At 56.1% G+C, this 23,993-nt stretch carries 26 protein-coding genes and 3 pseudogenes; 12 read left to right on the forward strand and 17 right to left on the reverse strand.

The window, feature by feature from the left end:
* Nucleotides 1-189: 189 nt before the first annotated feature.
* The gene (locus B4I46_RS20430) at nucleotides 190-441 is read left to right on the forward strand and encodes a hypothetical protein (RefSeq protein ID WP_043861483.1); all 252 of its coding nucleotides are present in this window, start codon (nucleotides 190-192) and stop codon (nucleotides 439-441) included.
* A gap of 53 nt (nucleotides 442-494) precedes the next feature.
* Here the strand turns inward: B4I46_RS20430 and B4I46_RS20435 are convergent, their stop codons facing one another.
* The 4 genes from B4I46_RS20435 to B4I46_RS20450 all read right to left on the reverse strand — a co-directional run bounded on the left by B4I46_RS20435 (nucleotide 495) and on the right by B4I46_RS20450 (nucleotide 2,384).
* Nucleotides 495-677 carry a DUF6021 family protein gene (locus tag B4I46_RS20435; RefSeq protein ID WP_236176302.1) on the reverse strand — a complete coding sequence of 61 codons (183 nt, stop codon included), beginning with the start codon at nucleotides 675-677 and terminating at the stop codon, nucleotides 495-497.
* 84 nt (nucleotides 678-761) lie between these two features.
* On the reverse strand, nucleotides 762-941 hold the full coding sequence (locus tag B4I46_RS20440; protein WP_286901573.1) for a hypothetical protein: 180 nt from the start codon (nucleotides 939-941) through the stop codon (nucleotides 762-764).
* Between the two features lie 104 nt (nucleotides 942-1,045).
* Complete coding sequence (locus B4I46_RS20445; RefSeq protein WP_167400190.1) at nucleotides 1,046-1,219, reverse strand: hypothetical protein; 174 nt, start codon at nucleotides 1,217-1,219, stop codon at nucleotides 1,046-1,048.
* A 121-nt stretch (nucleotides 1,220-1,340) separates the two neighbouring features.
* Nucleotides 1,341-2,384 carry an ABC transporter substrate-binding protein gene (locus B4I46_RS20450; RefSeq protein ID WP_054914548.1) on the reverse strand — a complete coding sequence of 348 codons (1,044 nt, stop codon included), beginning with the start codon at nucleotides 2,382-2,384 and terminating at the stop codon, nucleotides 1,341-1,343.
* A 192-nt stretch (nucleotides 2,385-2,576) separates the two neighbouring features.
* Between B4I46_RS20450 and B4I46_RS20455 the strand changes: the two genes are divergently transcribed.
* Complete coding sequence (locus B4I46_RS20455) at nucleotides 2,577-4,529, forward strand: FAD-dependent oxidoreductase (protein WP_116054065.1); 1,953 nt, start codon at nucleotides 2,577-2,579, stop codon at nucleotides 4,527-4,529.
* A gap of 45 nt (nucleotides 4,530-4,574) precedes the next feature.
* Nucleotides 4,575-5,177: a helix-turn-helix domain-containing protein gene (locus tag B4I46_RS20460; protein WP_043861479.1), complete on the forward strand. Its 603-nt coding sequence runs from the start codon at nucleotides 4,575-4,577 to the stop codon at nucleotides 5,175-5,177.
* A gap of 47 nt (nucleotides 5,178-5,224) precedes the next feature.
* On the opposite strand, the gene B4I46_RS20465 is transcribed toward B4I46_RS20460, so the two are convergent.
* The 3 genes from B4I46_RS20465 to B4I46_RS20475 form a co-directional block, all read right to left on the reverse strand.
* A complete protein-coding gene (locus B4I46_RS20465) occupies nucleotides 5,225-5,398 on the reverse strand; it encodes a hypothetical protein (RefSeq protein ID WP_167400191.1) in 174 nt (57 codons plus the stop codon).
* A gap of 40 nt (nucleotides 5,399-5,438) precedes the next feature.
* Nucleotides 5,439-5,633 (reverse strand): hypothetical protein, encoded by a 195-nt coding sequence (locus B4I46_RS20470; protein ID WP_054914550.1) that lies wholly within the window; start codon nucleotides 5,631-5,633, stop codon nucleotides 5,439-5,441.
* A gap of 82 nt (nucleotides 5,634-5,715) precedes the next feature.
* Nucleotides 5,716-6,231 carry a DUF4142 domain-containing protein gene (locus B4I46_RS20475; protein ID WP_043861503.1) on the reverse strand — a complete coding sequence of 172 codons (516 nt, stop codon included), beginning with the start codon at nucleotides 6,229-6,231 and terminating at the stop codon, nucleotides 5,716-5,718.
* Between the two features lie 196 nt (nucleotides 6,232-6,427).
* Here B4I46_RS20475 and B4I46_RS20480 point away from each other — a divergent pair, with 196 nt between their 5' ends.
* Nucleotides 6,428-6,562, forward strand: a complete 135-nt coding sequence (locus tag B4I46_RS20480; protein WP_286901579.1) for a hypothetical protein — start codon at nucleotides 6,428-6,430, stop codon at nucleotides 6,560-6,562.
* Nucleotides 6,563-6,825: 263 nt separating this feature from the next.
* Here the strand turns inward: B4I46_RS20480 and B4I46_RS20485 are convergent, their stop codons facing one another.
* Nucleotides 6,826-7,884, reverse strand: a complete 1,059-nt coding sequence (locus B4I46_RS20485) for a linear amide C-N hydrolase (protein ID WP_286901581.1) — start codon at nucleotides 7,882-7,884, stop codon at nucleotides 6,826-6,828.
* A gap of 365 nt (nucleotides 7,885-8,249) precedes the next feature.
* On the opposite strand from B4I46_RS20485, the gene B4I46_RS20490 reads away from it, so the two are divergent.
* From B4I46_RS20490 to B4I46_RS20500, 3 genes are all read left to right on the forward strand, one after another.
* Nucleotides 8,250-8,693, forward strand: coding sequence for a hypothetical protein (locus B4I46_RS20490; protein WP_286901583.1), 444 nt, complete (start codon nucleotides 8,250-8,252; stop codon nucleotides 8,691-8,693).
* 593 nt (nucleotides 8,694-9,286) lie between these two features.
* Complete coding sequence (locus tag B4I46_RS20495; RefSeq protein WP_286901586.1) at nucleotides 9,287-10,309, forward strand: ParA family protein; 1,023 nt, start codon at nucleotides 9,287-9,289, stop codon at nucleotides 10,307-10,309.
* Nucleotides 10,310-11,200 (forward strand): SIR2 family protein, encoded by an 891-nt coding sequence (locus tag B4I46_RS20500; protein ID WP_286901588.1) that lies wholly within the window; start codon nucleotides 10,310-10,312, stop codon nucleotides 11,198-11,200.
* 224 nt (nucleotides 11,201-11,424) lie between these two features.
* Here B4I46_RS20500 and B4I46_RS20505 read toward each other — a convergent pair.
* A pseudogene (locus B4I46_RS20505) lies at nucleotides 11,425-12,588 on the reverse strand (DUF4113 domain-containing protein); the annotation flags it as partial.
* A gap of 448 nt (nucleotides 12,589-13,036) precedes the next feature.
* Between B4I46_RS20505 and B4I46_RS20510 the strand changes: the two are divergent.
* The 4 genes from B4I46_RS20510 to B4I46_RS20525 are packed head-to-tail and all read left to right on the forward strand — an operon-like array spanning nucleotide 13,037 to nucleotide 16,757.
* Nucleotides 13,037-14,524, forward strand: coding sequence for a SulP family inorganic anion transporter (locus tag B4I46_RS20510; protein ID WP_028692951.1), 1,488 nt, complete (start codon nucleotides 13,037-13,039; stop codon nucleotides 14,522-14,524).
* Nucleotides 14,525-14,538: 14 nt separating this feature from the next.
* Entirely contained in the window at nucleotides 14,539-15,390 is an 852-nt protein-coding gene (locus tag B4I46_RS20515) for a universal stress protein (RefSeq protein ID WP_028692952.1), read from the forward strand.
* A 5-nt stretch (nucleotides 15,391-15,395) separates the two neighbouring features.
* Nucleotides 15,396-15,749 (forward strand): TraR/DksA family transcriptional regulator, encoded by a 354-nt coding sequence (locus B4I46_RS20520; protein WP_028692953.1) that lies wholly within the window; start codon nucleotides 15,396-15,398, stop codon nucleotides 15,747-15,749.
* Between the two features lie 45 nt (nucleotides 15,750-15,794).
* A complete protein-coding gene (locus B4I46_RS20525; RefSeq protein ID WP_028692954.1) occupies nucleotides 15,795-16,757 on the forward strand; it encodes an SdiA-regulated domain-containing protein in 963 nt (320 codons plus the stop codon).
* A gap of 82 nt (nucleotides 16,758-16,839) precedes the next feature.
* On the opposite strand, the gene B4I46_RS20530 is transcribed toward B4I46_RS20525, so the two are convergent.
* The 8 genes and pseudogenes from B4I46_RS20530 to B4I46_RS20565 form a co-directional block, all read right to left on the reverse strand.
* Nucleotides 16,840-17,262, reverse strand: a complete 423-nt coding sequence (locus tag B4I46_RS20530; RefSeq protein ID WP_028692955.1) for a hypothetical protein — start codon at nucleotides 17,260-17,262, stop codon at nucleotides 16,840-16,842.
* On the reverse strand, nucleotides 17,255-18,994 hold the full coding sequence (locus tag B4I46_RS20535) for a tyrosine-type recombinase/integrase (protein WP_223271185.1): 1,740 nt from the start codon (nucleotides 18,992-18,994) through the stop codon (nucleotides 17,255-17,257). The genes B4I46_RS20530 and B4I46_RS20535 overlap by 8 nt, the downstream gene beginning before the upstream one ends.
* Nucleotides 18,995-19,092: 98 nt before the next feature.
* The gene (locus tag B4I46_RS20540; RefSeq protein ID WP_032904191.1) at nucleotides 19,093-20,700 is read right to left on the reverse strand and encodes a hypothetical protein; all 1,608 of its coding nucleotides are present in this window, start codon (nucleotides 20,698-20,700) and stop codon (nucleotides 19,093-19,095) included.
* Nucleotides 20,701-20,710: 10 nt separating this feature from the next.
* Nucleotides 20,711-21,868, reverse strand: a complete 1,158-nt coding sequence (locus tag B4I46_RS20545) for a tyrosine-type recombinase/integrase (protein WP_028692960.1) — start codon at nucleotides 21,866-21,868, stop codon at nucleotides 20,711-20,713.
* A gap of 119 nt (nucleotides 21,869-21,987) precedes the next feature.
* Nucleotides 21,988-22,104: pseudogene (locus tag B4I46_RS20550) on the reverse strand (hypothetical protein); the annotation flags it as partial.
* A complete protein-coding gene (locus tag B4I46_RS20555) occupies nucleotides 22,097-22,522 on the reverse strand; it encodes a LexA family protein (protein ID WP_286901595.1) in 426 nt (141 codons plus the stop codon). The pseudogene B4I46_RS20550 and the gene B4I46_RS20555, both read right to left, overlap by 8 nt.
* Nucleotides 22,523-22,690: 168 nt before the next feature.
* Nucleotides 22,691-23,104: an Imm50 family immunity protein gene (locus tag B4I46_RS20560; protein WP_123752660.1), complete on the reverse strand. Its 414-nt coding sequence runs from the start codon at nucleotides 23,102-23,104 to the stop codon at nucleotides 22,691-22,693.
* 154 nt (nucleotides 23,105-23,258) lie between these two features.
* On the reverse strand, nucleotides 23,259-23,429 hold the full coding sequence (locus tag B4I46_RS20565; RefSeq protein ID WP_167400192.1) for a hypothetical protein: 171 nt from the start codon (nucleotides 23,427-23,429) through the stop codon (nucleotides 23,259-23,261).
* 225 nt (nucleotides 23,430-23,654) lie between these two features.
* On the opposite strand from B4I46_RS20565, the pseudogene B4I46_RS25490 reads away from it, so the two are divergent.
* Nucleotides 23,655-23,966 (forward strand): annotated as a pseudogene (locus B4I46_RS25490) (integrase).
* Nucleotides 23,967-23,993: the final 27 nt, after the last annotated feature.

Raw genomic sequence — 23,993 nt, forward strand, 5'->3', positions numbered from 1 at the left:
GCTTGACCCACTGCCCCGCGGCGTTGCCCGGGGCAGTTCTGTTTCAGGGCCCTGCTGCCCGCCCCCACCCCGCAACCTGCTGTAACGCAACCGGTCGCCCCCTCGCGACATCCGGTGGAATCCCTGCCGCCCTGGCCTGTCGGAAGCTGTGCAACGCCCTTCATACCCATGAACACTGCGAGGCAGGCAATGACCAATCAAACACTGCAAAACGAAGTACTCACCCGGCTGTACCACGCCCACCCGAACGGGTTGGGCAAGGAAGTGCTGGACAACTTCGAAGGCGAAAAGGCGGTGGCCGAGACGCTCAAGCAACTGCAGGACAAGGGGTTGATCCAGGACGGTGCGGTCACCGTTGGGGCCGACGATGAACCGTCAGTGCGTTACCCGATCAAGCTCAGTGCGGCGGGTGTGACCGCGGCCAAGGCAGCCGGCGGCTGATTGCACGGCTGATTGCAAAAAGGCCCGGCATTGCGCCGGGCCCTTGTTTGCGGCTACTCGCCAAGAAGCGGTGGCTTGCGTGGTTCTGGCCCGCCCTTGGGCGCCTTGGCCGCGCCTACCGGATCCACCTGCGGGTCATCCAGGTCTGGCGAATCGGGATCAAAGTCCAGCGTGTCCCGTTCAGAGGCGTGCTCGGATGAATGCGGTCCTTCTGGTTTGTGCTGATTACCGGTCATCAATACCTCCACGTCGTCGAATGGGGCCAGGCATCCGGGTGTCTGCCAGCGATCCCCCCAGCCCCCTGGCAGACGCCCCTGCGCTCAATCATTGGGCAGCGGCATGTCTTCGTCATCGGGCACGCCATCACCGCTGGCCGGGTCTTTCCAGTCCTCGGGACGCTCTGGCGTGAACACCGGTGGGCGTGCCAGCGGATCGACGTCTTCGGGAGCCGTCGTCGGTTGGGTGGGGTCTTGGGCTTGGGCAGTCACTTGGTCAGTCATGGAACACCTCGCCAGCAAAGGCCCGGAACATCCGGGCCCTGTCAGTTGGAGGTCAGGCCGGGGCCAGGGTGCAGCACACGCGACGAATGGTGAAGCCGGCAGGGCTACGGGTCTTCGGGCTGGTCATCGTCATCGTCGAGCAGACCCCAGGCATCATCGTCCTCGTCATCCTCATCCATACCGCCCGCCTCTGGCTCGGGGGCAATGTATTGATCGTGAAATTCGTGGTCGAGCAGGTGGTCGTGCTCGGGTTCGTGGATATCGTCGTCATCGTGCATGGAACGGGCTCGCCGGCGGTTCTGGTAAGCGCGTATTTAACCAGACTTTGAAGGGGCGCCGCGCGCCCCTTCACAGCTGAGCCCGCTCCTGCAGAACGGTGCAGGAGACGGGCTGCAACGGCTACTTGGTAGCCCAGGCGTTGAACCGCTCCTCCAGTTCGTCACCATGATCGACCCAGAACTCGACGTTCATCGACAGCGCCCCTTGAAGGTTCTGCGGCGAGGTCGGCACCCAGCTGGCCAGCGACGGGTCCAGCTTTGCCGCGGCCTGGGTGTTGGTCGGGCCGTAGGGAATCTGCTGTACATAGCGCACCTGCGCTGCCGGGTCGTTGGTGTAGGCGATCAGCCGCTTGGCCTGGTCGACATGTTTGGAGCCCTTGATGATGGCCCAGTAGTCCATGCCGTACAGGCTGCCGGGCCATACCACCGCCAACGGCGCACCGGCCTGCGCGGCACTGGCGATGCGCCCGCTGTAGGTGGAGGTCATCACCACGTCACCCGCCGTCAGCCACTGCGCCGGCTGCGCGCCAGCCTCCCACCACTGGATGTTGGGCTTGAGCTCGCTCAGCTTGGCAAAGGCGCGGTCCACGCCCTCGGGGGTGGCCAGTACTTTGTAGACGTCCTCGACCTTGACGCCGTCGGCCAGCAGTGCGAACTCCAGGTTGTACACCGCACGCTTCCTCAGGCCGCGCTTGCCCGGGTATTTGTTCACGTCCCAGAAGTCGGCCCAGGAGGTGGGCGCCTGGGCCAGTTTGTCGCGGTCATAGGCGATCGCCACGCTCCACACCAGCGCTGCCGAGCCGCACGCCTGGGCAGCGTCCGGGATCAGCTCGTCGGCATGCCCCAGCTGCTTCCAGTCGAGGGGTTCGTACATGCCTTCGTCGCACCCGCGCATCAAGTCAGGCCCTTCGATCTGCACCACATCCCAGTCCACATTGCCAGTGTCGACCATCACCTTGATGCGGGCCATTTCACCGTTGTACTCGCTCTGGATCAGCTTGCTCTTGTCCTGGGCACTGAACGGCTGGAAGAACGCCACGTCCTGGGCCTTCTGCCCGGCACCGCCATAACCCACCACGACCATCTGCGGAGCTGCCTGGGCACTGCCCAGGCCCAGGGCAAGCAGCACTGCATACAGGCCTGGTTTACGCGGGAACGCTTTCATCGATGGATCCTCCTGCGGGTACCACTCGGCCTGGCGCCGGCGTGGTCCACTTTCTTGTTTTTGTGAGGTAAGCCCCTGCACTGGGGTGACTCGACGCTAATCAAACCCAAGTAAAAAAACAAGTTGATTTTTTACTGTCGGTACACTTTCATAGAAAAATAATAACAACACCCCCGCTGGAGCCTGACCACCATGTCGACCGCCTTCGCGCACCTGTTCACCCCGTTGCAGATCCGTGGCAAGCGCCTCAAGAACCGCATCATGTCCAGCGGCCACGACACCTCGATGCCCACCGACAACCTGGTCAACGAACAGCTGATCGCCTATCACCAGGCCCGGGCCGAAGGTGGTGTGGGGCTGATCGTGCTGCAGGTGGCCGGCGTACACGACAGCGCCCGCTACACCTCCCACGTGCTGATGGCCACCGATGACGCCTGCATCGAGGGGTATCGCCGGCTGGCCGAGACCTGCCATGCCCACGGCACCGTGGTGCTGTCGCAGATTTTTCACCCGGGCCGCGAGATCATGGAGTCCAGCGACGGCTTGCTGGCGGTGGCCTACTCGGCCTCGGCGGTGCCCAACGAACGGTTCCGGGTGATGCCGCGCGAGCTTGACCAAGGCATGATCGACGAGATCGTGGCCGGCTATGCCGCGGCGGCGCGGCGCCTGCATCAGGCGGGCGTGGACGGCGTGGAGGTGGTGGCCAGCCACGGCTACCTGCCCGCCCAGTTCATCAACCCACGGGTCAACCGGCGTAGCGACGGCTACAACGGCGACCTTGAACATCGTTTGCGCTTTGTGCGCGAGGTCATCGCCGCGGTGCGTGCCAGCACCGACGAACACTTCATCATCGGCCTGCGCATCAGCGCCGATGAACGCGACGCCGAGGGCCTGAGCGAAGATGAATCGCTCGGCGCGGTGAAGGCCCTGCAGGGGCAACTGGACTATGTGCATATCGTGGCCGGCACCTCGGCGTCCCTGGGCGGCGCGGTGCATATCGTGCCGCCGATGGCCATCGAGGCCGCCTACCTGGCCCGCGAGGCGGGCACCTTCAAGGCCAGCCTGGACATTCCGCTGTTCGTTACCGGGCGCATCAACCAGCCCCAGGAGGCCGAGCTGATACTTGCCCGCGGCCAGGCCGACGTGTGTGGCATGACCCGCGCGCTGATCTGCGACCCGCAGATGCCGAACAAGACCGACAGCGGCCGGGCCGAAGACGTGCGTGCCTGCATCGCCTGCAACCAGGCCTGTATCGGGCACTTCCACAAGGGCCTGCCGATTTCGTGCATCCAGCATCCGGAGACCGGGCGCGAGCGGCAGTTCGGCCAACTGCAGCCTGCCACGCTGCGCAAGAAGGTGATGGTGGTGGGCGGCGGCCCGGCCGGCATGAAGGCTGCCGCGGTAGCGGCGGCCCGTGGTCATCAGGTCACCCTGTATGAGGCGGCCGCCCAACTGGGTGGCCAGGTGCTGCTGGCGCAACTGCTGCCACGGCGCAGCGAATTCGGCGGTGCCAGCACCAACCTGCAACGCGAGATGCAGTTGGCCGGCGTGGAGGTGGTGCGCAATACCCGGGTCGACCGCGCGCTGGTCGCGCGCGAGCAGCCGGATGCCGTGATCGTCGCCACCGGTGCCGCGCCCTACTGGCCGGCGTTCGAGCGCGGCGGCGAGTTGCAGGTGGTCGACGCCTGGCAGGTGCTGCGCGAGCAGGTACAGGTCGGTCGCTCGGTGATGGTGATGGACTGGCGCTGCGACTGGATCGGGCCGGGCATCGCCGAACGCCTGACCCGCGCCGGGCATCAGGTACAACTGGCGGTCAACGGTACCCACTGCGGCGAGAGCCTGCCGTTGTATGTGCGTGACCAGATGGCCGGCGAGCTGCACAAGCTGGGCATCCCGATCACGCCCTATGCGCGGCTGTATGGCTGCGACGACAGCAGTGTCTACCTGCAGCACACCGCCAGCGGCGAGGCGATGATCTTCGAAGGCATCGACACCCTGGTGCTGTGCCACGGCCATCACCCGGTCGACACCCTGGCCGGCGAGATCCAGGACCTGGCCGCAGTACACCGCATTGGCGATTGCCTGGCGGCGCGTACCGCCGAGGAAGCCATCTATGAGGGCCTTAAAGTCGCCGCGAGCCTGTGAGGCTGTTTATACTCCGGGCCTTTGCAGGGCTGATCGGATAACGCCATGAGCAACAACAGCAAGCTGCCGCCCACCGCCGAGGACGGCAGCGCCGCGCCGCACTTTCTGGGCACGCGCATTCGCGGGCTTCGCAAGCGTCGCGGCATGACCCTGACCGAGCTTGCGCAACAGAGCGAGCTGACCGCCGGCTATATCAGCCAGCTGGAACGCAACCTGTCGTACCCTTCGATACCGGCACTGTTCAACATCGCCCGCAGCCTGGGCGTGACCATCCAGTGGTTCTTCGCCAGCGAGGCAGTCACCGCCCCCGAGGACAGCGGCTACGTGGTGCGCCGGCAGAGCCGACTGAGCGTGCATTACGAAGACGGCATCGTCGACCAGTTGCTCACCCCGCAACCCAACCGCGAACTGGAGATGCTGCATTCGCGTTTTCCGCCGGGTACCTACAGCCAGCAGAGCTACAGCCATGAGGGCGAAGAAGCCGGGTACGTGCTGTCCGGCCGCTTCGAACTGTGGGTGGGGGATCGCCATTTCGAACTCGGCGAAGGCGACAGCTTCAGCTTCTCCAGCCAGGAGCCGCACAAGTACGGCAACCCGGGTGAAGTGGATGCGGTGGTGATCTGGGTGATCACCCCGCCCACCTTCTGAGCCCTGCGCCCCAAGCCTCGGCTGACTGGGGCGCACGTTCGCTCAAGCTAGTTGTTGGGGGGTTGCCGAGGCGCCGGCTCCGCAGGGGGCGTGTCGGGCTTTTGCATCTGCAGGGAAGACTTGCTGCGATCGGTATCCTTGTCGACATGCTCGGGCTCGTTGAAGCACCCTTGCAGCATCGACAGGCTGGCGACCAGCAACGCCAACGCGGTCAGTTTCATGACGCTAACCTCCAGGCACTGCCGGCATTGGCAACGCCCCTCAGTGGAAGATAAAGGCATTGGCTTCCTTCACCAGCTCGCGCCACTCGCGACTGCTGATGATGCCCGCCACCTCGAGTGCATCGGCGGCCATCAACGCCTTGTCGTAACGCTGCTCGGCGTCCAGTGACGCATGCTCGTGGACCAACGCCTGTCGCCAGTTCTGCAACGCCTGCCTTTTGTCCGTGTCGTTCATCGTCACCTCTCCTCTACGACTGGAACGGTGCGTACTGCATTGCCAATGGCCAGCGCCTGCGCACTGGCCAGCGGGCATTGACTCAGGGTTGGGCTGCATCACCGCCGTGTGCGCTGGCAAGTGCCCTGGCCTTGGTCAGATGCTCTTTCAGCGTGGGCAGGGTTTTCTCGGCGAACGCCTTGAGCTCGGCATCGGTGCCGTCCTTCACATAGTTCTCGAACAGCTCGATGGTGGCCTCGTGCGCCTTGACCTGGTTGTTGGCATAGGCCTGGTCGAACGACTTGGCGCTACGCAGCTCCAGAATCATCGCCTTGGCCTTGTCCATCAGCATGGCATCATCCGAGACTTCCAGCTTTTTGCTGGCAGCGATGGCCTTGAGCTTCTCGTTGGCGGCGGTATGGTCCTTGACCATCATGTCGGCAAAGGCTTTCACGTCGCTGGCGCTGCCCTTCTCCTGGGCCAGCTTGCCGGCTTCCACTTCGGCGATGCCTTTGGCCGAGGCGTCTTCCACGAAATCGTCGGCGTCCTGGGCCGCGTGTACCGCGCCTGCCAGGGTAAACGCCAGCGCAAAAGCGCTGCTTCGCAACAGGGTATTCATCATGAAATCCTCGTTCTGTTTTTCGGGAACTGCGTTTGAGGTACCGCTGTTCATGTGAGCGCGTGGCGGCGTGGGTGGTTCATCTTTTTTGCCTGGCCTGTTTGCGGTCGTCGATACACGGGCAAAAAAATTGAATTAGCCCGACACCCGCCCGGTCCAGACCTATGAACGCAGTAAATCTGACGAGGTAACAGCAATGACTATCGAAGCAGAGACACTCGTACAACTGACCGACGCCCTGCGCAAACGCGGCCTGACCCGCGTCTCGGACATCACCTTCATGCGCGCGCCCTACCGGCACAATCACCGCTGGAACTGCACGGTGAAATAGCAATCATTCAGACCAATCCCGTAATTTTCACAAGCCTTTCACATTCGAAGGCTTATGGTTGACCCAGCTCCTAGTAGAAACCTTTAAGCCCGCTCCCCCCCATCGCGGGCTTTTCTTTGTCTGGGATTTGGGTTGTCACAGGCAGGCTGATGACCGAGCCGCCTTTTGTTCAACGCACACAAAAGCGCTCGACCTCATGATTGCCGAGGCGAGCGCTGTTGCGTCCTGAGTGTAGATGTCAGGGATCAAGTCGCTGGTGCAATTCAAATCCCCTCGAATTTGAACGGTGCGGACTCTTCGAAGCGGGCGGACACTTCGCCGGCATACACGTTTGCCTGGTTCGGCCCCAGATCCAGCTTTTTCACCTTGCCGGTTTTCTGGCTGAGGTCCAGCTTCTTCAGGTCAACCCAGAACGTATTGGGCGTGACTGCGGACTCGAAAAAATACTGCTTGTGTTTATGGTCCGCCACGGTGCGCCAGCGCGTGGATGAGATATTGGGCTGATCTGGCGTTGTAATGCCGTACGGCACCGAGACGTTGCGAATCACACTGAACACACTGGCCAGTGACAGCCGCGCATCCTCATGCTTGGGCACGGCATTTACGTAGAAGGACGCACGCGCAAAGCGATCAGGCGAGCGGTTGGTGCCAGGCAACATCTGTGTTCCGTCAATGCCTTGCCAGTAAGCATACATTTCCAACTGCTCGTCGAACTTCGGCGAGTTCGTCATCACTTGATATTTTCTGTCGTGGTGAATGACTTGCTTGCCATCGATATATTCAACGATTGCGCTATCGCCCGACGCATCGGACATTGAAAGGTGCAGCGTTGCCAGGCGGGTTTCCTTCGGAACCTTGGATGTCACCACATGAAACGGTTCGGCCTTGAGCGCCTCGACCGCTTCAGCCACGGTCTTGAAGTTATCCAATACGTACTGAGCCCATGCCGAGATACTGAGCCCTGGCTTGCCCTGTTCGAGTGCTGGATATTCTGATTCCACCAGCCACAGCAGGTTTGCAGACAACCCGGCTTCGTTGATGCCGTCGGTGGTGGAAATATCGTAGCCGGACGCAATGACACTGCCGTACTTCGACGTCCAGGTAACCGAATTGGGGCCTGCCTCACCGTGGCGCTTCATGCCCTGGGGGAACACCCATAGGTTGGTTTCCACATCCTTCGCCCAGTCCATTGAGCGTGCCGTTATGATCTGTTGGTTATCTCCAAGAAAAACCAGCCGCGTGCACGCGTGCACCACGGGTATCGATGAACAGAAACCGGCCAGGGCCAGTGCAATTCCTTTTGCTGCGGGTGAAAGTTTCATTCCTTTGATTTCCTTGACCAAACTGATTATCAACACGCGCGAGCCCAGGCCTTCAAGCGAACGTGCAAGCACCTGGCTCGGTAATGACAAATAGTGTTTGATCGTCAATGACGACAAACATCAGCCAATAAAGCACGGACATATCAGAAATCAAGATTTGAGGGGACAAACAGCGTTCGCTTACAAGTACCGCAGCCTTGGCTTACCCCACTTGGGTCGATTCGGTCTTTTTCCATTTTGTGGTTGCACGGGCTAGCGCAGCGATTGCACATGTTTTCGCCAGCGTCGACACTGCTGCCCGGGGCCGCACGCCAAAGATGGAAGCCGACGCTTGCCTCGCAACCGGATTGAAAGGAATCAAGAGCATGAATGATCGAAAGCCAGTCACCCTGGCTCAGCTTGAAGCTGAAACCGAAACGTTCTTTGGCATGCACTGGAACACCGACGTGCTCGGCATTCAACCGCCTGCCTGGCATGCCTGGCGGGAGTTCAAGGGGTCTGCACCGAACTATCAGTTGGGGGGCTGTTATGCGCTGTTTGCCGGGGACGATCTTGAGTACATCGGCCTGGGCGCCAGCCGAGGGGGTGGATTGTATTGTGATCATGGGATATCACGCCGGCTGAGCTCACATGTGTACCGCCTGGACAAGGAGCGCGGCCCGGGCTGGTTGAAGCTGCGCCCACGTTGGGAGTCCATAACCTCAATACACACCATAGGCTTCGAGGCGCGGCACAGCCACTTGGCTTCAGCGCTTGAGGCCTATCTGATTCGTGCATTTGAAGGTCGATCGCGCAATGCTCGTCGCTAATGGTTCATGCGAACGCCAGAGCAAGTGGGTCGAGATATGGCCTCTACCTGCCCGGATGGATCGGCTCCTCCTTGGATTTGGGGCGCTGCACAAGCTGTCGACTGTCATTGGCCGGCATCTACACTCACCTCTTGATACTCCGCAGGATAAGCGTTTGATCTCCACCGCTAACATCACCATGCGCTAAGGCATGGGGGTTGGCGGGGGTTGCAGCGTAGTGTTTGCAGGGCCAAATCCCCCACTGTCTATCTCAGAAACGCACCTCTTGGGCCGGAAACTGGTCCGTGAGCCTTACGAGTACCTAATGCCGGTTCGGCATACCAGCAAGGCATTTCCTCCTATGGCCACATTACTCATCCAGGATGGGCATCGCTCGCCATCACCATGGCCAATGATGGGTTTGGGGGCAACCACTCCGCTAGCTTGATTAGCAAGAGCTGACGGTGTACACCATCCTCCATGTATCAATTTTGTACTGAGCCGCTCAGCCCGCTTGGTTACCTAGCTACCCATTTTTTCAGATCTACTCCCTCTCGTTGTCTCATTCGAGTACTATTCTTGCTTTCCAAATATGACATGGACTGCCAACGCTCATGCCTAGAACCTCCGCCACACCATCTGATCTAGCTAAGTCTATTTGCTTCTTCAATAACAAGGGGGGGGTAGGTAAAACTACTCTGGTCGCAAACCTTGCCGCGGAACTGACTCTTAATCACGGGAAGAAAGTCCTCGTCATTGATGCAGATCCCCAATGTAACTTGACTCAATACGTCCTGCCCGACGAAGATTTCCTGAGAATTTATACCAGCAAAGATCCACACACCATTTACAGTGTAATTCATCCACTTTCGACCGGTAGAGGATACACCACTGATTTACCGATCAGCAAAACTAAGAATTTTGGATTTGATGTAATCATTGGCGACCCCCGACTAGCTCTAAAAGAAGATTTGCTCGCGCAAGATTGGCGAGAGGCAAAAGCAGGTGGCATTCGAGGCCTGAGAACGACGCTTGTATTTTACAATGTAATCGAACAAGCCAAGAATTACGATTATATTTTCTTTGACATGGGACCATCTCTCGGAGCGATAAACAGAGCGATATTGTTAGCTGTCGATTTCTTCTTGGTGCCGATGGCAATTGACATTTTCTCCAGCTGGGCGCTCACAAATATAGGTGAGGCCGTTAAAGTATGGGAAAAAGATCTTGAGTTTGGCATGCGCAACTCGGAAGACCCAAGCGAGTTGCCTTCTGTCACCATGAAGAAACTCCGCTTCTTGGGATATGTCACACAACAGCACAAAGAACGGAAAGAAAACGAAGCTACAAGGATAGTTGAAGCCTACAATAATATAAGTAAAAAGCTACCTGAAATCGTCGCCAAGAACCTTAGCAATTTCTACCCCAAGACGCTTAATCCGCATATTGGTGAAATCAAACACCTTGCGAGCCTTGCTCCAAAATCCCAGACATTGCATCAACCGATGATTAACGTTACAGCCGTCGGTAGCTATTCATCCATGCGGAAACAAGCTCGTGAAATCTACAGCGGTCTAGCTGCGCGATTCATAGAAAACGTAGAAATCCTTGACAAGGAAGCTAAGGAGCGGTCCTGAGTGCCTACCATCAACCCAGACCTGATCAATGACTTAGCCCAGCGGCGCACTGCGATCTTCGTGGGCGCAGGGGTATCCGCGGGCGCCACTACTGTCGCTGGTGAACGGATGAAGGCATGGCCTGACTTCCTAGCCGAAGCAGCAAAGTCATTAGAAGACAGAAAACTAAAAACGCATGCGCTCGCCCTAATCAAAAGCCAAGATTACCTTATGGCTTGCGAGATGATTAGTCGTGGACTTGGAGTTGAGCCCTGGAGAAAAACCCTTACTGCTGAGTACAATCAACGAGGAACCCCAAGCGACCTTCACAAGCTATTAATGAAACTCAATCAACGACTGGTTATCACTACAAATTTTGATCTTTATTTAGAAACAGCTTGGAATGAAGTAAACGCCAAGGAGACTCATTATCCTAATATTGTGAGAGCAATCTCTGAAGATAGCTTCCAAGCGTTTCGAGATTCTGATAATTACATATTCAAAATACACGGCTCTATTGACCAGATAGACACCGTGATTTTCACCAAAAAAGACTATACCGAAAAAGCCTATGGCAACTGGGCATATGCAAAGTTTATTGAAACGATCCTCCTTACTCACACCGTAATATTTATCGGCTTCTCTCTCAATGATCCGGCAATCGCCCAAGTCATCGAGAGCTACGCGCACAATATTCCCAATGCAAGGCCGCACTACATTTTCCTATCAGGAAAACAAACAGATAAGTTCATCGAAATCAACAAAGAGCTTCGAAGAATATTTATCATCCCATATGACCCGAAAAATGGGCACGCCGAACTTACCGAGATATTTACAAAAATTCTTCAGTTAGTTGATGCGAGGCGAAGGGAGATAGGTACTGCCATTATCAAGTCACTAGATACTAACTAGAAGCTTTAACCTCCAGCACTCGTTGACTTGAAGTGCTGCGAAGCTACCACCAAGAATGTATCTCGAAAATATTCCCTTAAGAGGTGAGGCCTTAAAACCTCACCTCTGTGATTTTAAAAAACCCGTTTTTTTCCATGCTGATGCTCACCAGAATTGTGACAAAGGGATCGAGCCATTTTTCCCAGTCGCAGGACCCGTGGCCGAGCGCGGTTGCTTATAGCAGACTATTTGCAATCAACTCGCCACAATTGATCTAGGCGAGTCGTGAAACTCTGACTCATCATTTCGCGCCGCATTCCCCAGGCCGGGCTCGAGGGCACACTTGCTGCTCGCAGTGTGCCCCTGCCCCACCGGCCATTAATTTGATCCAGCACCGTCATTACTTGAGTAGTCTCAGCCGGCTGGGCAGCAGCGAAGAGATCATCGGTATATTCGCCCCGCTGACATAGCCCCATCAGCAATACCTCGGCTTTACTGTACTTAAAGCCAGGGCGAAACACGCGCTCGAGTGCGCCGACCGCCACCTTCGTAAGCAACCGCACATCATCCGTAGGGTACGGCAAATCAACGATAACCCCATTCGCGTACTTGGCTTCATCGGGATTGAACATGCCAGTGCGAATGCTGACGCGCACCTTGTTGCACACTGAACCCTGGGCGCGCAGCTTCTCCGAGGCACGCATCATGTAGGTGGCCACCGCTTCCTTGATCGGCGGCAGCTCCTGCAGGCGCTTGCCGAACATCCGGCTGCAGCAGATCTCCTGCTTCGGGGGATCTGGCTCATCCAGCTCCAGGCAAGGGGTCCCGGCCAGCTCGCGGGCAGTCTTCTCGACCACCACACTGAACTTCTTGCGTAGCATCCATGGATCGGCCTTGGCCAGATCCATCGCGGTCTTGATACCCATCCCTTCGAAATGAGCATTCATCCGCCGGCCAACGCCCCACACCTCGCTTACTGCCGTGTTCCTGAGCACCCAGTCGCGCTTGAATGGGTCGCAGATGTTGACCACGCCACCGGTCTGCACCTGCAGACGCTTGGCCGTGTGGTTGGCCAGCTTGGCCAGGGTCTTGGTGCCAGCGATGCCAACGCCGACCGGGATGCCGGTGCAGCGCAACACCTGGGCGCGGATACGCCGGCCGAGCTGGTCCAGGTCAGCCATGCCCGTCAGATCGGCGAAGGCTTCGTCGATGCTGTACACCTCGACCGCCGGCACCATTGACTCAATCAGCGTCATGACCCGCTCGCTCATGTCGCCATACAGCGCGTAGTTGGACGAGAACGCCACGATGCCGTGCTGCTTGAGCTTGTGCTTGATCTGGAAATACGGCTCGCCCATCTTCACGAACGGCTTGGCATCGTAGCTGCGCGCAATGACGCAGCCATCCGAGTATCTGAATGACCCTAACAGTTAGTTGAGTGTAAGATATTGATTTATAAGCAAATTAACTCCCTAACATTTTTTTGATTATTTTCCTTCGTTCCTGATGGCGATACTCCTCGACTAAGCCTATTTCAGACGTGGCTTCGCAAAGCAGGGCGGCGGATCGCAATCGACGATAGCTTCACTGTATACTTTTGGCTCCGCATACCCCTTGAGCTACAGGAACACCAGCATGACTGTACTCCAAACGCTCTACTGGCAGCCTACGCCGCCTTAGCGCTACGCCCCCTCGCAACAACCTCGCCTCCGCCAGTTTCGCTGGCGGCTGCGTACTGCTGTATGCCCGGTTCTTACACCCAAAGCGCACAGCAAAATAATCCTCACAATTTGAATTCGTATCGACGCGCTCGCCATTTTCCTGGCATGCGTGCGGTGCATTGCTTTGGATATTCTGATGCTACAAACACTCAAACAAACGTGGTTTTCCAACGTCCGTGGCGACGTGCTCGCGGGGATCGTCGTCGCACTTGCGCTGATCCCTGAAGCCATCGCTTTCTCTATCATTGCGGGCGTCGACCCCAAAGTTGGTCTCTACGCCTCATTCTGTATCGCCGTGGTGATCGCCTTTGTCGGTGGCCGCCCAGGCATGATTTCAGCCGCGACAGGGGCCATGGCACTGCTGATGGTGACCCTGGTCAAGAACCATGGTCTTGAATATCTGCTGGCCGCCACGCTGCTGTGTGGCGTGTTGCAAATTGGTGCTGGCTACCTGAAGCTCGGCTCGCTGATGCGCTTCGTTTCGCGCTCGGTGGTGACCGGCTTCGTCAATGCACTGGCGATCCTGATTTTCATGGCTCAGCTGCCCGAGCTGACCAATGTCACCTGGCACGTCTACGCCATGACAGCCGCAGGCCTCGGCATCATCTACCTATTTCCCTATATCCCCAGGATCGGCAAGCTCATCCCATCGCCACTGGTGTGCATCATCGTGCTGACCGCAGTCGCCATGTCGGTTGGGCTGGATATCCGCACGGTCGGTGATATGGGGGAACTGCCGGATACGCTGCCAATCTTTCTCTGGCCTGACGTGCCGCTGACGTTCGAGACGTTGGCCATCATCTTCCCTTACTCGGCAGCGCTGGCCGTGGTCGGTCTGCTGGAGTCGATGATGACCGCGACTATTGTCGACGACCTGACCGACACCCCCAGCGACAAGAACCGCGAGTGCAAGGGCCAGGGCGTGGCCAACATTGCTTCGGGTCTGATCGGCGGTATGGCCGGCTGCGCGATGATTGGTCAGTCGATCATCAACGTGAAATCCGGCGGTCGTTCTCGTCTGTCCTCCCTGGCCGCAGGTGTATTCCTGCTGCTGATGGTGGTGTTCCTCGGCGACTGGCTGAAGCAGATCCCGATGGCTGCGCTGGTGGCAGTGATGATCATGGTGTCCATCGGCACCTTCAGTTGGGATTCGCTGCGCAACCTGAAGAAGCACCCGTTGTCGACCAACATTGTCATGGTCGTCACCGTTGTGGTCGTGGTGGCCACCCACAACCTTGCCTTCGGCGTGTTGGCCGGCGTGCTGCTGGCCGCGATGTTCTTCGCCAACAAGGTTGGCCATTACATGGCGATCAGTTCTTCGCTGGACGAATCCGGCGAGCATCGTAGCTATAACGTCACTGGCCAGGTGTTCTTCAGCTCGGCAGACAAGTTCGTCGCGGCCTTCGACTTCAAAGAAGCCCTGAACAAGGTAACCATCGACCTGAATCGCGCCCACTTCTGGGATATCACCGCAGTTGCTGCCCTGGACAAGGTGGTTATCAAGTTCCGCCGCGAAGGCACCGAAGTTGAAGTGTTAGGTCTCAACGAAGCGAGCGCCACTATCGTGGATCGATTCGGAGTTCACGATAAACCCGACGCCATTGATCAACTCATGGGCCACTGAGAAGGAGAACAACGATGACCCAAGTAATTGCCTGTATCGACGGTTCCACCTCGGCTCCAGCTGTGTGCGACTACGCAGCCTGGGCCAGTCTGAGCCTGGAAGCCCCGCTGACCTTCTTGCATGTGCTGGATCAGCGCCAGTACCCAGTTGCGGCCGACTTGAGTGGCAATATCGGCCTTGGCAGCCGCGAGCATCTGCTCGATGAGCTTGCTTCCCTGGATGAACAGCGCGGTAAGTTGGCCCTGGAGCAGGGGCGGATCATGTTAACGGCCGCGAAAGAGCGGGCCATGACGGATGGTGTGACCGCGCCGGAGTCCAAGCAACGTCATGGCGATCTGCTGGAAAACCTGCAAGAGCTGGAAAGCGAAACGCGCCTATTGGTCATCGGTCGCCAAGGCGAGTCTAGCGGCGGTCTGAGTCAGCATGTCGGAAGCCAGCTGGAGAGCGTGATTCGTATCATGCACCGGCCAATCCTGGTCACCCCGGCCAACTTCCAAAAGCCCGAGAGCGCGATGCTGGCCTTCGATGGCAGCGCTACTACCCGCAAGGGTGTGGAGATGCTGGCGGCCAGCCCCCTGCTGAAGGGGCTGCCGATCCACCTGGTGATGGTTGGGCCAGTGAACGACGAATCGTCCGCGCAGCTGGACTGGGCGCAGAAAGTGCTGCTCAACGTCGGATTCACTGTTCGCGCCGAGACCCTGAACGGCGAGATAGAGCCTACCTTGCACGCCTATCAGAAAGAGCACGGCATCGACCTGCTGGTGATGGGGGCCTACGGTCATTCGCGCATCCGTCAGTTTCTGGTCGGCAGCACCACGACCAGCATGCTGCGCACCACCACTGGCCCACTGTTGCTGCTGCGCTAACGGCCATGGACGACGCCCTCGATCTTGCCCATTTCAAGACCCTACTGGAACAGCGGGCTGCCGAGCTGGATCGGTTGCTGGAAGACGCTGAGTCTCGCTCGCAATCGGTGGAGTTGGATCAAAGCAAGGTAGGGCGTCTGTCGAGGATGGACGCACTCCAGCAGCAAGCGATGAACGATGCCATCCGCAGTCGGGCGCAGCATGAACGCGTCCGCCTCCAGCTGGCCCTCAAGCGTTGGCACGAGGGCGAGTATGGCTGGTGTAACCAATGCGGCGAGTTGATCGCCTCGGGCCGCCTGGAATTCGATCCGGCCACGCCGTTGTGCATCACCTGTGCGAGCCGCGCCGAGTCGGATTGAAACCATGACAGCTCGTGACGTCAGTCCCAATTAACGAGGCTTCTAATGTATTTGATGGCTAAAAACTGGTTGGGCCGAACACAGAAAACAAGTGCCTGGATGTGGGCACTGCTGTGCTTTGTATTGCTTACCGTATTCCAAGTCCGCACCCATCACCTTGATGATCGGTTGTACTTCTGGATCAAGACCCACTGGCACACCGACGATTGGCAGGAGCGCTCTGTGTGGCTGCCTGACTATCGGGTTGAGCTCGATGCTAAGCCGGTTCCCGGTGTGGACAACAACCTTTCGGGCCTGACCTTCGACCCTGACCTGAACCTGCTATGGGCGGTTACCAACGGCCCAAACGAACTATTGGCCCTCAGTCGTGACGGTGACGTGGAAAGGCGCTATAGCCTGGACGGTTTCCACGATGTGGAGGCGGTGTCCTATGCCGGCAACGGCCAACTGGTAATCGCCGAGGAGCGCCGGCAGAGCCTTGTTATCGTGGATGTCCCCCTCGCCGAAGGCAGTAAGCTTTCTCCCGGTCGCTCATTGAGCCGAGACCAGTATCCAGCTCTGACCTTGGCACTTGGCAAGGCGGACAACAAAGGCCTTGAAGGGCTCGCCTACGACCTGAAAGGTGATCGCTTGTTTGTGACCAAGGAGCGTGACCCTCGCCAATTGCTGGAAGTGGGCGGCCTTCGTGCCAGCCTGGCAGGAGGTTTTTCCCTGCACGTGCGCGACCTGTCCAACTTGGTAAAGGACAAGGTATTTGCCACTGACTTGTCTTCGGTCGTCTTCGATCAACAGAGTGGCCACCTGATATTGCTCAGCGACGAGTCGAAACTGCTGATTGAAATCACCGATGAGGGCAAGGTGGTGAGTTTCCGCTCCTTGGCGAGGGGGTTTGCTGGTTTGCTGAAAGGCATACCCCAAGCCGAAGGCGTAACCATCGACGATGAAGGGTATTTGTACGTGGTCAGCGAGCCGAACTTGTTCTATCGCTTTACCCGCGAGACAGACTGACCAGTCAACAAGCTACAGTCAGGCGTGGCCGGGACGCTTGAACTGTTAGCGTGCGATTTTTACGAATTCTGCGGGTTCCCCATCAGGGCCTAGTTGGCCCTGGTTTCAGAGGGAGTGCGGTGACCTTACCGTTGGCAACCGCCTTCAGCTGAATCATCTCGAATATTAGTCGCTGGTTAACCGAAGCCAGCCGAGCTACCTCCGCTAAAAGCTGATCATTCTCTGCACGGAGCACCCTGTTCTTTTCTTTCTCGCTCATCAACGCTTGATGCTTAGAGTCTCGCTGGGCTCGCACCGACTTGCCAACGATGTTGCGAATCCTTTCCGCTATGCTTGGGTAAGTGTTATGGATGAGTCCCGGAGTCACACCTGCGGCACGGGCAACGGATGTGATGGAAAGCTTTCCGTCACCAGCAATGAGATCGTCGACGACCTTGTTGAGCGCGGCGAGTGTCTTCGACCTGGAGCGAATAGGAGAGTCAGGGCCCACCGCCTGTCTAGTCATTTGCCGCCTCCTCCATTTCCTCAACTGGAGAAAGGCCAAGGCTGGTAATTACATCTAGTGCAACCTGCAAGTCGCGTTCTGCGCGCTGCCTAACAGCCGGGCCTGCATCCTCAATTTTTATCAGCTCTCGCTGTTGAATGTAGATGTCCTGCCAAGTGCTGGCGAAGACTTCATCGATCACCGAATTTTTGCACCCTGGACACCGTGTGGCTTCGTATAGACCAGCACCTCCGCAGCCCCGCTCTGTGGCGATGCACCAGCCGTGTCCAGTCGCACGAATGTTGGCATGTGGGGCGGTCTGGGCAAGCAAAGCAGCTCTATCCTTGATTGGAATTGCCCGCAATTCCACAATCTTTTCGCCAGCGCCCCCTGCCAGTGGCTGATCATCGAGCCATGATTCGATCAGGTCAATTTTAAACTCTGTCATCTGCTGGAAGATCTCATCAAAGAGAGTCAGGTCTTGCTGCGGATTGGATGCATAGAGTTGGGTCATACTCATGCTGCTGTGTTTGAACTGCCATTTGAGGTAGATCAATGAAGTGCGGCCCATACGGGATTCTACAAAGCATCTTGCATATGTTCGCCTGCATTGATGCGTCCTCAACGGCCAATCGCTTCCAGCGGCTTTAGCTATACGGTCAAACGCAGCATTGGATGCTTGCCCGCTGAGAGCCTCAACATGATGGCTTTCCTGAACTTTCCCTCCTTGTGTGTTTCGTCCCAAAAATAGTTTATTCGCGTCTTTTCGGGCTTTTTCGAGCCTAAGGAGATGTTCAGTTGAATACGAAAAATCCCGATTGCTTGCAAGCTGTCTAATCTCTTCATCCAGCTCTTTTCTGATGGGTGCTGAATATTTTGCCAAAAGACTTAAAGCTTCAATCGTTAGTTCTGGCACAAGATATTCGACTTGGCCTTTACCTGTCTTGTGCTCGACTGTGGTCACCCAGCAAAAATTAATTCCATTTCTTAACTCTTTGCGCCAAGCGCCAACCTCAATTCCAATTGCCTCGTCATTGCGCATGCCGCTAGTGATTGAAACTATATACAGAACAGCATCTCTGCAACGAATTGCCATCCGTTCATCACTAGGATGATATCCAATACCATTGACTGCCAATTCGGCCTTCATCTCCCGGACAATGCTTTCGCAATAGTTGAAAATCCTAGATTGTTCATCATGAGGAATGATATCTGTTCGCCCGACGTTTTTAGTGGCAGCACCCAACCCTTTTACATTCGCGACCCCACAAATCCGCCACAATGTCGAATTACCCCAAGGATAACTCTGAATGGGAAACATCGTGTCGACAGAAAACACCCAAAGAAAATCAATAACCCGTAATCGCCCATACAGCGGGAGAGGCCTTAACTTCAATTCATATTTGCAATGATGAACGTAATTGCTGACATGGATCGGACGGACATCTGCAAAGCTTGAAACTCCTAGATTGTTTAACCAGCGAACAAAAGGCATCACGCTGACGACGGCGAAAGTAGTAATGCCCCGTGCGATAGGAGGTTTGGATCTAGGCATTCCTCTTTTAAACCAAGCATAAGCAACAGCTTTGCAGTCATCAATAAGCGCCCGAGGCATGCCCATATCCCAGTTGATGAATTTATAAGAATGAGCAATATTGGCCTGATCAAAAAACGGGCGAAGATCCCACTGTGCATCGCCAAACCTGCTAAGAACGAAGGTTTCTCCATCTTCATTAACGATAGCGCTGATCACGATTGCATCCCGCTCTGCGGGACTTAGACCATTCGCTGAAACTGGCTGTGCGATGAGGACATCATATGCCTTTAACACCGCATTCGTGGTTCTTATGCTCAAATTTCGCCGCCCAATTTTTTCTTCATGAACTCGATTTTTTTAGCCCAGAACAAGTGCGGAGATGACTCAGCCTGAGCCCTTGCTTGCGAAACCAATGCAAGATCAAACTTCTGGGTGAAATCATCTATCAATCGAATATAGTCAAACTGACGCTTGCGCCATGCGCCCCACTCGTCCGTGAGAAAGTATTCGACTTCTGCATACAAGAATTGTTGGTAGCTGAACAGCCGGTATAAGTCCTCCAAGGTGCCTACAATTGCATAGCTAGGGCAACCGAGGCAGTGGATGAATTCAGAACAATGATTGACGCCATCCTTTGGTGCCAGACTACCGTAAAGGCTATCTTTGCAGCCGCCTGGTGGGGTTGGTATAACGTTTATGCCACGTAGTTTGTCCGGAAAAGCCTCCCCAACAAATGTCGCCCCGTCGACCTTGATCTCATCGTTGATTTTCAAATAGTGATTATCGGCGACACCAGGGGTATGACCCATAACGGAGGAAACTTCTATAATGTCGCCACCGCTCAGTTTCCACAAACGGCTTTCCATAGTCTTTCGCAGCCGACTAAGCGTGACATTTAGCCGATTGCCTTGATCATCCTGAAGCGCATGACGCTCACAAATGCTTTTTGCCGTGACATATAAAGCACCGGGTGTAAGGGTAACGATGTCGTTCGAGCGGCCAGGCTGGCCCGAGCGATATAACCACACACATGAAGATATTTCATCAGGTGCCAGTGCTACGAGTGGCTTAGAAATCTCCAGCGCCTTATTGAGGACTGCCACCCCATCCAGGGGAATAGCACTGTACTCATCTAGCAGATTAGTCTGACGGATTGTTTTGCTCTGTGCGCCTTTACCTCGACGTTTGACGGTAGTAATCAACCTGAGATTAGGAATAAATGGGTGAGGCTGTAGGGCATCCCTTTTCATCTCCAAGAGCGGCGTAGTATTGATTCCAGACCTTGCCGCAGTAATTAGTAGCAATACAGCCATCGCCTCCGCGCCATTTCCAAGGAATGTACCCTTATGGATGGCAATAAGATCTGACTTCAAAGCGCCAATCAGCCTTTGCATTTCACCCAAGGTGAGCGGATCTGCATCTTTAGTGCTCTGCGAATTATTAGGAAATGGATTGAGGGGCAAAAGATCGTCAAGATTAACTTCAATAAATCCATATTCAGCCAAAACAACAACTAACGACTTGAAGCTAGTATAGTAATTCTTGGCTGTCGAGCCGTTAGGGTATTTTAGCCTCAGCCAAGAGACGTATCGATCCAAGTGGCTTTTGGTAAGACTGTTTGGCGTTGCAGGTGGCGACTTGACCGAACCTCCACTCAAGAAATTTATAAAAAATCTCAGCCCGTTCGTAGAGTAACCAATCAAGGTCGTCACTGAGAAGTTTCCTCCTTGTAGCAAAGCTTTGATAACGTGAAGACTTTGAATTGCCCAAGCGTCGAAGCCCAAGCCTAAATATTTCGTATGATCGAGTTGCCTGTGGTTTCTCGGGTTTCTCGGCAGGTCAATCTTGATATCATCTTCGACAGCCTCGAATCCTTTTGTAACCGACCGCATAACCGCCTTGTAGCTTTTTTGCCGAGCCAATGGTGCTACCTCAAATACGCGAAACCGAATCAGTCATAAACATCATGTCAATTTCGTCCTCGTGAGCAAGGACGGATTGGGCTTCAAGCTGGTTTATGAGATGCAAATAGATCATAGTTGTTTGCACATCTGAATGCCCCAGCCTATCTCGGACATACAACAATGGCTCACCTTCAAACTCTTTGCTTTTTCGAAGAGCAAGCAAGGTATAAGTCCCATAGGTGTGGCGTAGCATGTGGGCCCGAACATAGAAACCGCACTTTCTTTCATAGGACTTCATAACGTCCACTACGGAATCTTTTGAATAATGCCTGCCTTCATTAGTCAGCAGCAGCGCGGTAACACGTCCATCACCATTGGACTTACGAACCTCTCGTTGGTGAAGGGAGTAAGACCACATGCTCTCCATCAACGACCATGGCACGTCGATAGTTCTAGGCCGGTCGTACTTGATATGCATGTCTGAAGGATCAAGAGCAACACTGATCATTTGCCTTGGGCGCAGTCCCTTCTTCAACCTGGGGTTGAACACATATTTGAGAGGAAAAGACCTCGCTTCACAGGAGCGAAGGCCGGTACGCACCATGAGGTGGAACAATATCTGGTGGCTTGGATCGGTATCCAGGGCAAGGCATACCTTGACTTGATCCTTGGTCAGGAATTTGGTCAAGCGCTTTCGGTCGCGAACCATCACCGAAACTTTCGTGCTCTCGGCTCCGGGCAGAGCGATATGACTGAGAAGACCGGAATGTTGGGCAACTCTTACCCTTTTCTCACCGAAGGGCAGCACAGTTATCAGGTTGCGCTGCTTAGCCCATCGGTAGAACCTCACGATCAAGGCCAGACGATTGTTCACCGTGCCGGGATCAAGTGCTAATTCTCCGCTCGACCAATCCCTGTACCTCGACAGAGCACTCAGACCGTGAGCCGGGCTTTCCTCGTCCCAGCCCAATCCATTGGCTTCCAGGAAGGCAAAGTAATCGTACAGACGCCGTCCATAGGCTTCCCAAGTCAAATCGCTTAGGGCCTCACCTGACTCGATAAGCGTGTGCCAAAGGAAGGATTGAGCTGGCTCGACTGGCCATCCCTCTGACCCAATCAGCAACGGAAAGCCTTCAAAGGATCGACCTGCTAATGCTAGGTCTTTTGTTGCGAATACCAGCCTCATGCCGCTGCCCTAAAACACTTCCAATGGATTGCCTTATGAAGCCTGGAAACTGCTGTTCCAGAGGGGTTCAGAAGGTGGCGCGGACTCTACAGGATTTACTAACGATTCCCACCCCTCAGATCGTTGTTGCTCAGCACGACGATGGGCACCTTGGCCAGGTCCGGGCGGAACACGCGCTCACACGATGCGTAGAACGAATTGCAATCGACCAGGGCGAACACCGGCGCGTTAGACATGGCTGCGCACGCTGCCGATGATTACACCCCAGATCGACAGCTCGTCCCCTTCCAGCACGTAACGCGGTGGGTATTTGGGGTTCTCGGACAGCAGGATCACGTCCTTGCCACGAATGCACAGGCGCTTGCACACCGGGTCATTGTTCAACAGGGCCACGACGATGTTTCCGTGCACCGGTTCGAGCGAGCGATCGACCACGGCGAGATCACCGTCGAAGATGCCGGCGCCCTGCATGCTCTCGCCAGTGATGGAGACCAGGTAAACGTGGGGCGCCCGGATATTGAGCACCTCGTCCAGGGAGATGTGCGCCTCGATGTGATCGGCCGCTGGCGACGGAAACCCGGCCGGCACATGGAACAGGCAAAGGGGCAGCTTCAGGCCGCCCTCGGCGATTGGGCCTATGATTGAATAGCTCATGACGCACGACTTCCGAATATACTGTACGAATGTACAGTTAACGTTCTGCGAGCCTTGCGGTCAATTTCTCTGTAGGGGATTTCTGATAGGCGGGATCGGACAGCACGCTGGATGCCGTGGTGCATGTGCCGCTAAAGGCTTAGGCTTTGGCTGCAAGTCACATAGAATTCAAAGCTGGCTGGTGACATCACCTACCTCGACCCGCGCGCACCTGATAACACCACCTATTCCGAATATGGAGGCTACAGTGACTTCGATTAACTGGTTCTCCAATAGATTGAACGCGATAGCGTCAACCACATTCTGATGGTTGAAATCCTCAAAGCAAAGATAATGCAAATCGTAGAACAGGAAATCAATCAAGAGGTTTTTCGAGCACACCATCTCGTAGGTTGCGGTTCCTGCGCCAATTTCTTTGTACTCGCAAATACTGACGCGTAGCCTTGCAGACGTGGCAGCCGGCTCCCCTGCCATAGCCCTGATGGCAGATATCTCTATGATTTCTGCATCATGAAAACTGGGCCAGTAGCCCAGTGCTTCGATTAACTTCTCTGTGTTTTCAACACCGACGGGGCTTTGCATAAGAGTCTTTCCCTGAGAACTTGTTGCATTCCACCCGATATACAACGTGGGCCCCAAACAGATGAAAAGCCCCTGTTAGGTCACAAGGCCGGCAAGCGCGAAAAGTCGCTGGGGATCACCATGAATGGCCTGCAGCTTGACCCCACCGCACACGTCAAGCCCGCTGGCGATATCCGGTAATGAGCAGCACTACACCAGGCACCAGAAAGCCGACCGCAGTGTAGCCAAAAGCAGCTTGCCCAGAGGCGCCGACTGCGGCGAACGCAGCGCCGATTGCAATCAGTGGCGCCGCAGCGTAGTAGAACGGTTTGGCTTTATTGGCCATATCTAACCTCCTGTTTGACATACTTTTTTATAACACATCAGTCCGCCGAAAGGCGCGGGCCTAGGGAACTGTTGCCGTGGCCAACGAAGAACTGGCCGGGCCGCTGTGGCGGCGTGCAAGCACGACGGCAGTAGCGGCCCGCAGACAAGCATGCGGGCAAAAAGGAAGAAACCCGGGGATGAGCACGCTGAGGAGCAACAGGCCGTGGTACCGGGTTTGCGCAAAATGGCATCGAAATCAGCCACTCCCACCAGTCCTTTTGTGTTCCAGCCGGGTAAAGGCGGGATGTAGATCAGGCAGGCAGGTGTTACAATCAGGCACTTCAAGCTCGCGCTCAAGGCGCTGGGCATCCGTGAACGTCGGCAGTACGACACGCGCCACACCTACGCAACCATGTGCCTAATGGCTGGGATGAACCCTGCGTTCATCGCGAACCAACTCGGCCACAGCGTCGAGATGTTGCTCTCTACCTACGCAAAATGGATCAGCTCCTCCTCGGATTGGAAGGAGCTGGAGAAGCTGCCGTCCCGTATCTGACGGGCCCAAAATCGGCCCCAAAAGGTC

Source organism: Pseudomonas sp. UBA7500, from assembly GCF_002478435.1.
GTDB lineage: Bacteria > Pseudomonadota > Gammaproteobacteria > Pseudomonadales > Pseudomonadaceae > Aquipseudomonas > Aquipseudomonas palmensis.

Excerpts from the sequence above, each read along its gene's own strand:
- B4I46_RS20430 (WP_043861483.1), top strand. The coding sequence starts at position 190 with ATGACCAATCAAACACTGCAAAACGAAGTACTCACCCGGCTGTACCAC.
- B4I46_RS20435 (WP_236176302.1), bottom strand. The coding sequence starts at position 677 with ATGACCGGTAATCAGCACAAACCAGAAGGACCGCATTCATCCGAGCAC.
- B4I46_RS20440 (WP_286901573.1), bottom strand. The coding sequence starts at position 941 with ATGACTGACCAAGTGACTGCCCAAGCCCAAGACCCCACCCAACCGACG.
- B4I46_RS20445 (WP_167400190.1), bottom strand. The coding sequence starts at position 1,219 with ATGCACGATGACGACGATATCCACGAACCCGAGCACGACCACCTGCTC.
- B4I46_RS20450 (WP_054914548.1), bottom strand. The coding sequence starts at position 2,384 with ATGAAAGCGTTCCCGCGTAAACCAGGCCTGTATGCAGTGCTGCTTGCC.
- B4I46_RS20455 (WP_116054065.1), top strand. The coding sequence starts at position 2,577 with ATGTCGACCGCCTTCGCGCACCTGTTCACCCCGTTGCAGATCCGTGGC.
- B4I46_RS20460 (WP_043861479.1), top strand. The coding sequence starts at position 4,575 with ATGAGCAACAACAGCAAGCTGCCGCCCACCGCCGAGGACGGCAGCGCC.
- B4I46_RS20465 (WP_167400191.1), bottom strand. The coding sequence starts at position 5,398 with ATGAAACTGACCGCGTTGGCGTTGCTGGTCGCCAGCCTGTCGATGCTG.
- B4I46_RS20470 (WP_054914550.1), bottom strand. The coding sequence starts at position 5,633 with ATGAACGACACGGACAAAAGGCAGGCGTTGCAGAACTGGCGACAGGCG.
- B4I46_RS20475 (WP_043861503.1), bottom strand. The coding sequence starts at position 6,231 with ATGAATACCCTGTTGCGAAGCAGCGCTTTTGCGCTGGCGTTTACCCTG.
- B4I46_RS20480 (WP_286901579.1), top strand. The coding sequence starts at position 6,428 with ATGACTATCGAAGCAGAGACACTCGTACAACTGACCGACGCCCTGCGC.
- B4I46_RS20485 (WP_286901581.1), bottom strand. The coding sequence starts at position 7,884 with ATGAAACTTTCACCCGCAGCAAAAGGAATTGCACTGGCCCTGGCCGGT.
- B4I46_RS20490 (WP_286901583.1), top strand. The coding sequence starts at position 8,250 with ATGAATGATCGAAAGCCAGTCACCCTGGCTCAGCTTGAAGCTGAAACC.
- B4I46_RS20495 (WP_286901586.1), top strand. The coding sequence starts at position 9,287 with ATGCCTAGAACCTCCGCCACACCATCTGATCTAGCTAAGTCTATTTGC.
- B4I46_RS20510 (WP_028692951.1), top strand. The coding sequence starts at position 13,037 with ATGCTACAAACACTCAAACAAACGTGGTTTTCCAACGTCCGTGGCGAC.
- B4I46_RS20515 (WP_028692952.1), top strand. The coding sequence starts at position 14,539 with ATGACCCAAGTAATTGCCTGTATCGACGGTTCCACCTCGGCTCCAGCT.
- B4I46_RS20520 (WP_028692953.1), top strand. The coding sequence starts at position 15,396 with ATGGACGACGCCCTCGATCTTGCCCATTTCAAGACCCTACTGGAACAG.
- B4I46_RS20525 (WP_028692954.1), top strand. The coding sequence starts at position 15,795 with ATGTATTTGATGGCTAAAAACTGGTTGGGCCGAACACAGAAAACAAGT.
- B4I46_RS20530 (WP_028692955.1), bottom strand. The coding sequence starts at position 17,262 with ATGACTAGACAGGCGGTGGGCCCTGACTCTCCTATTCGCTCCAGGTCG.
- B4I46_RS20545 (WP_028692960.1), bottom strand. The coding sequence starts at position 21,868 with ATGAGGCTGGTATTCGCAACAAAAGACCTAGCATTAGCAGGTCGATCC.
- B4I46_RS20555 (WP_286901595.1), bottom strand. The coding sequence starts at position 22,522 with ATGAGCTATTCAATCATAGGCCCAATCGCCGAGGGCGGCCTGAAGCTG.
- B4I46_RS20560 (WP_123752660.1), bottom strand. The coding sequence starts at position 23,104 with ATGCAAAGCCCCGTCGGTGTTGAAAACACAGAGAAGTTAATCGAAGCA.
- B4I46_RS20565 (WP_167400192.1), bottom strand. The coding sequence starts at position 23,429 with ATGGCCAATAAAGCCAAACCGTTCTACTACGCTGCGGCGCCACTGATT.